4 protein-coding genes are annotated in these 4,520 nt (G+C 72.9%); 3 read left to right on the top strand and 1 reads right to left on the bottom strand.

Going from position 1 to position 4,520, the window contains the following annotated elements; genetic code table 11:
• Nucleotides 1-163: 163 nt before the first annotated feature.
• The gene (locus tag CA983_RS41100) at nucleotides 164-700 is read right to left on the bottom strand and encodes an NUDIX domain-containing protein (RefSeq protein ID WP_086605763.1); all 537 of its coding nucleotides are present in this window, start codon (nucleotides 698-700) and stop codon (nucleotides 164-166) included.
• Nucleotides 701-935: 235 nt separating this feature from the next.
• Between CA983_RS41100 and CA983_RS41095 the strand changes: the two genes are divergently transcribed.
• The 3 genes from CA983_RS41095 (at nucleotide 936) to CA983_RS41085 (ending at nucleotide 4,517) form a co-directional block, all read left to right on the top strand.
• Nucleotides 936-1,361 (top strand): Zn-ribbon domain-containing OB-fold protein, encoded by a 426-nt coding sequence (locus CA983_RS41095; protein WP_086605762.1) that lies wholly within the window; start codon nucleotides 936-938, stop codon nucleotides 1,359-1,361.
• Complete coding sequence (locus CA983_RS41090; protein WP_086605764.1) at nucleotides 1,358-2,548, top strand: lipid-transfer protein; 1,191 nt, start codon at nucleotides 1,358-1,360, stop codon at nucleotides 2,546-2,548. The genes CA983_RS41095 and CA983_RS41090 overlap by 4 nt, the downstream gene beginning before the upstream one ends.
• Nucleotides 2,549-2,864: 316 nt before the next feature.
• Nucleotides 2,865-4,517 carry a GGDEF domain-containing protein gene (locus tag CA983_RS41085; protein WP_086605761.1) on the top strand — a complete coding sequence of 551 codons (1,653 nt, stop codon included), beginning with the start codon at nucleotides 2,865-2,867 and terminating at the stop codon, nucleotides 4,515-4,517.
• Nucleotides 4,518-4,520 lie beyond the last annotated feature (3 nt).

Here is a 4,520-nt window from a genome sequence, read left to right as displayed (position 1 = left end):
GGATGGTCGTGCCGGACGGGGGCGAGGGGTGGGACGAGCCGGAGATCGAGCGCTACACCGCTCGGTGGATGGGCTCGCGCGTGGTCGTCGAGCGTGAGGGTGAGAACGGCGGGGGCGAGCCGTCCCACCCGGTGCGCGTCCGCGGGGCCGGGGGGCGCCGAGCTCAGATGTAGCGGCCCTCGAACCAGGCCCGTACGGCCACGGTGTGCAGGGGGAAGGCGAGTTCCTCCGCCCTGCGCAGGAGGTGCCAGCCCTCCGTCTCGTCCGTGGCGGCGGAGGGCGGCAGACCCTCGACAGGGCGTTCCGGGAGGAGGCCGAACAGCAGCAGGTGTCCGTCGGGCGAGCTCATGGCGTCGACGAGGCGTACGTCGCGGGCGGCCGCGTCGATGCCGGTTTCCTCCTTGAGCTCGCGTACGACGGCGTGCCGCCAGTCCTCTCGGTCGTCGATGTAGCCACCGGGCAGGGCCGTGCCCCCGCGCGCGGGAGCGACGGTTCGGGTGATGACGACCAGGGCGGTGCCCTTGGTGTCGTAGACGGGCTGGAGGGCCACCGCGACCGGGAGCGGATTGCGGTAGGCCACGCTGCCGCACGCCGGGCAGGTGCGGGGCCAGCCGGAGACGCCCTCGCCGTAGGGCACGCCGCAGCTCGAACAGTGGGAGTTCGGCGCGGAATTGGAACTGGAGTGCTGAGTTTCGGACACGCGGCGGACTGTAGCCGATCACGGAGAGGGCGTCTCGGGCGGGCGGCTCAGTGAGCGCGAGGGTGCGGTGATCAGGCCGCGTGCCACGGTGATGAGTCGTGTCATGGCTCCTGCGTCTCCCGGGAGACGGTTCCGCCGGGGAAGGGATGCCCAAATCCGGAGGACCGTGGCAGACTTCTGACGTTCCGTCAGATTTGGTCTGCGGGGAGGCACTGTGTCGTGTACACGAACGCCTGTGGTGGCGGGGTGGTTCGCCGGGGAGGGGGACGGTTTCCGGCTGCTCGGCACGCGTTGCGCGGCGTGCGCCTCGGTCTTCTTCCCCCGCGAGGACCATCACTGCCGCAACCCCGCCTGCGGGGGCGGAGAGTTGGCGGAGTTCCCGCTGTCGCGGCGTGGCCGCGTCTGGTCGTACACGGACAGCCGGTATCGGCCGCCGTCACCCTATGTGAGCGATCCGGAACTCTCGTGGGAGCCGTGCACGTTGATCGCGGTGGAGCTGGAGGCCGAGCGGATCGTGGTGCTGGGACAGGCGGCTCCCGGGGTCACCGTCGAGGATCTGACGGTGGGCATGGAGGCGGAGGTCGTGCCCGGCATGCTCCACGAGGACGCGGAAACGACCTGGACGACGTGGCACTGGCGGCCGACGGGGGTGGAGGCGTGATGGGCGAGGTGGCGGTGCTGGGCGCGGGCATGCACCCATGGGGCAAGTGGGGACGGAACTTCGTCGAGTACGGCGTCGCAGCCGCCCGCGCGGCGCTCACCGACGCCGGGCTGGACTGGCGGGACATCGGTTCGGTCGTCGGCGCGGACACCGTCCGTGGCGGTTATCCCGGGTATGTCGCCGGAGCGACGTTCGCGAAGGCACTGGGCTGGCAAGGGGCCCGGGTCACGAACGTGTACGCCGCGTGCGCGTCCGGGGCGCAGGCCGTGGATGCCGCGCGGGCCCAGATCCTCTCCGGGCTCGCCGATGTGGTGCTCGTGGTGGGAGCCGATGCCGCTCCCAAGGGGTTCTTCCGCCCCGCGGGCGGGGACCGGCCCGACGATCCGGACTGGCTGCGGTTCCGGGTTCTCGGGGCGACCAACCCCGTGTACTTCGGGCTCTACGCCCGCAGGCGCATGGCCGTGCACGGCGACACCGCGGAGGACTTCGCACAGGTGAAGGTGAAGAACGCGGCGATGGGAGCGCTGAACCCCAACGCGCGCTACCGCGAGCGGGTGACCGCCGAGGAGGTCGCCGCCTCCGCCGTCGTCGCCGATCCGCTGCGGCTGCTCGACATCTGCGCGACCTCCGACGGCGGCGCGGCGTTGGTGCTCTCCAGCTTGGAGTTCGCGCGGCGGCACGGACATGCGGATCCGGTGCGGATCCGGGCCGTGTCGACGGTGACGCCGCGTTACCCGAACACGGTTCTTGACCTGCCGGACATCGCCACGGACTCCGCGGTGGCGGTCGATCCGCCCGCCGAGACGTTCCGGGTGTCCATCGCCCGAGCGGCCTACGAGGAGGCGGGAGTCGGGCCGGAGGACCTGTCGCTGGCCGAGGTCTACGACCTGTCCACGGCGCTCGAGTTGCAGTGGTACGAGGACCTGGGGCTGTGCGGTGAGGGCGAGGGCGCCAAGCTGCTGCGGGACGGGGCGACGGCCCTGGGCGGGCGAATACCGGTGAACGCCAGTGGTGGGCTGGCCTCCTTCGGCGAGGCGGTTCCCGCGCAGGCGATAGCCCAGGTGTGTGAGCTGGCCTGGCAGTTGCGGGGCGAGGCAGGTGACCGGCAGGTCGCGGGAGCGCGCGTGGGCATCAGTGCGAACCAGGGGTTGTTCGGGCATGGGTCGGCTGTGATCGCGGTGCGGTGAGCCGGGGTGTCGGACGCGGCAGGGGGCCGTGCCGGGCACGGCTTGGGGGCGGTGCCGGGACGCGGCACGGAGTCGGAGCCGGACACGGCTTGGGCGGTACCGGGACGCCACAAGGGCGGGCCGGAACGGCGTGACACGGGGTGCCGGGACATGGCACCAGGCGGTGTCGGCACAGGCACGGATCCGTGCCGGCGCGGGCGCTGATGACGCGGCCGCGACCTGGGCCTCGACATACGCTGCGTGACCGCCCAGGAATCCTGCGTGAACGTCTCATGAACTGCGCTTGGGCGTGCGCCAGCGGAGTCATCATGCTCCCGTGCACTCCTGGACGGACACTCTCCGCTTCGCCTTCCAACCGGTGGTCAATCTGACGACCGGCGCGGTCGCGGGTCTGGAGATACTCGCCCGTCCGGAGACCGGCGACATCCTGGCCGAGGCCCGCCGGGATCCCGAGCTCGACAGCCGACTGGCGGTGTCGGCGGTCCGGGCGGCGGTGCGCAAGGAGACCCTGTTGCCGCTGTTCGTTAACGTGTTCGCCGGCACTCTCGCCGACCTGGGCGGGCTCCCTTCACTGCACGACGCCGTGCGCGAGGCGGGGCGGCTTCCATGGGAGGTGACGATCGACGTCTGCCCGCCGTACACGCACGTGCCGCAGCGGGCACTGCTGGAGGCGGTGTCCAGGCTGCGCGGGCAGGGCTTCCGGATCTGCGCCGACGGTGTCGGGGACGGGGACGTGCCCTTGCGGCTCCTGTCGGACATCGCGTCCGACCTGGTGAAGCTGGACGCGTCGCTGCTGGCGCGGCCGGCGGTGGTGCGGTCGATGCGGACGCTGTGCGACGAGTTGGGGGCTCTCCTGGCTGTCGAGGGCGTGGAGACCGAGGCGCAGTGCGCGGCGGCGCTGGCGGCCGGGGCACAGCTGGCGCAGGGCGAGCTGTTCGCCCCGCCGGCCCGGCTGCCCGCCGCGGACGTCTACGTTCCGCCCCGCTCCCCCGGTGATGTGGCCGTGCCGCGGTCCGGGCCGCCGGTGCGGGAGTTCGTGCGACCCGCCGCGCTGCTGCCCGCCACGGCGTCCGCGGGGCAGGTGCGGGCGCTGCTGACCGGGTCGCCGGACGTGTCCGGGGTGCTGCTCGTGGACACCGCCGGAGTGCCGGTCCGGTCGGTGCACCGGTCCCGCTTCCTGCTGTCGATGTCGGGGCGCTACGGGCATGCCCTGTACGCCGACCGGCCCGCGGCCAAGCTCGGTGACCCACCGCGGACGGTGGGCGTCGACGCCACCGCCTGGGAGGTGCTGGACGTCGTGGCGGTCGGTGGACGGGACCGTACGTCGGACGATGTCGCCGTCGTGGACGACCACGGGCGGTGCGTGGGCGTCGTGCGGCTCGCGGATCTCGTGCGCGCACTGGCCGAGACGCGGGTGGAGGAGGCAGCGGGGCTCAATCCGCTGACGCGTCTGCCCGGCTCGGACGCGATCACCGGTGAGGTGGACCGGCGGATCGCGTCCGGGCGGGCGTTCGCGCTGAGCTGGCTGGACGTCGACCACTTCAAGCAGGTCAACGACGGGGCCGGGTTCGCGGCGGGCGACGAGCTGATCCGGGCGGTGGGGCGTGCGTTGCAGCAGGCCGCGACGGACGGCACCCGCGTCGGTCATATCGGCGGCGACGACTTCCTGGTGCTCGCCGAACCGGAGGGCCTCGATCCGCTGGCCGCCTCCGTGCTGGACGCCCTGTGGACGGCGGGTGGTCGGCCGGTCACGCTGTCGCTCGCCACTGTGGTGTGCGCGCCGGGCAGCGTGACCGACCACCGGCAGGCGGCGGCCTGCCTGGCGCCGCTGAAGAAGGCGGCGAAGGCGTTGCGTGGAGCGAGTTGGGTGCTGGGCCGAGCCGGCATGCCCGGGCATGAGACCCTCCGCGGCGTTGAGGCGACGCCGGCCCCGGCGGGGTGTGCAGTGGCGGAGCCGGGGGCGGGCTGAGAG

The organism is Streptomyces swartbergensis, assembly GCF_002148965.1.
In the GTDB taxonomy this organism is placed as follows: domain Bacteria; phylum Actinomycetota; class Actinomycetes; order Streptomycetales; family Streptomycetaceae; genus Streptomyces; species Streptomyces swartbergensis.
This window is presented reverse-complemented; position numbering and strand designations above follow the sequence as displayed.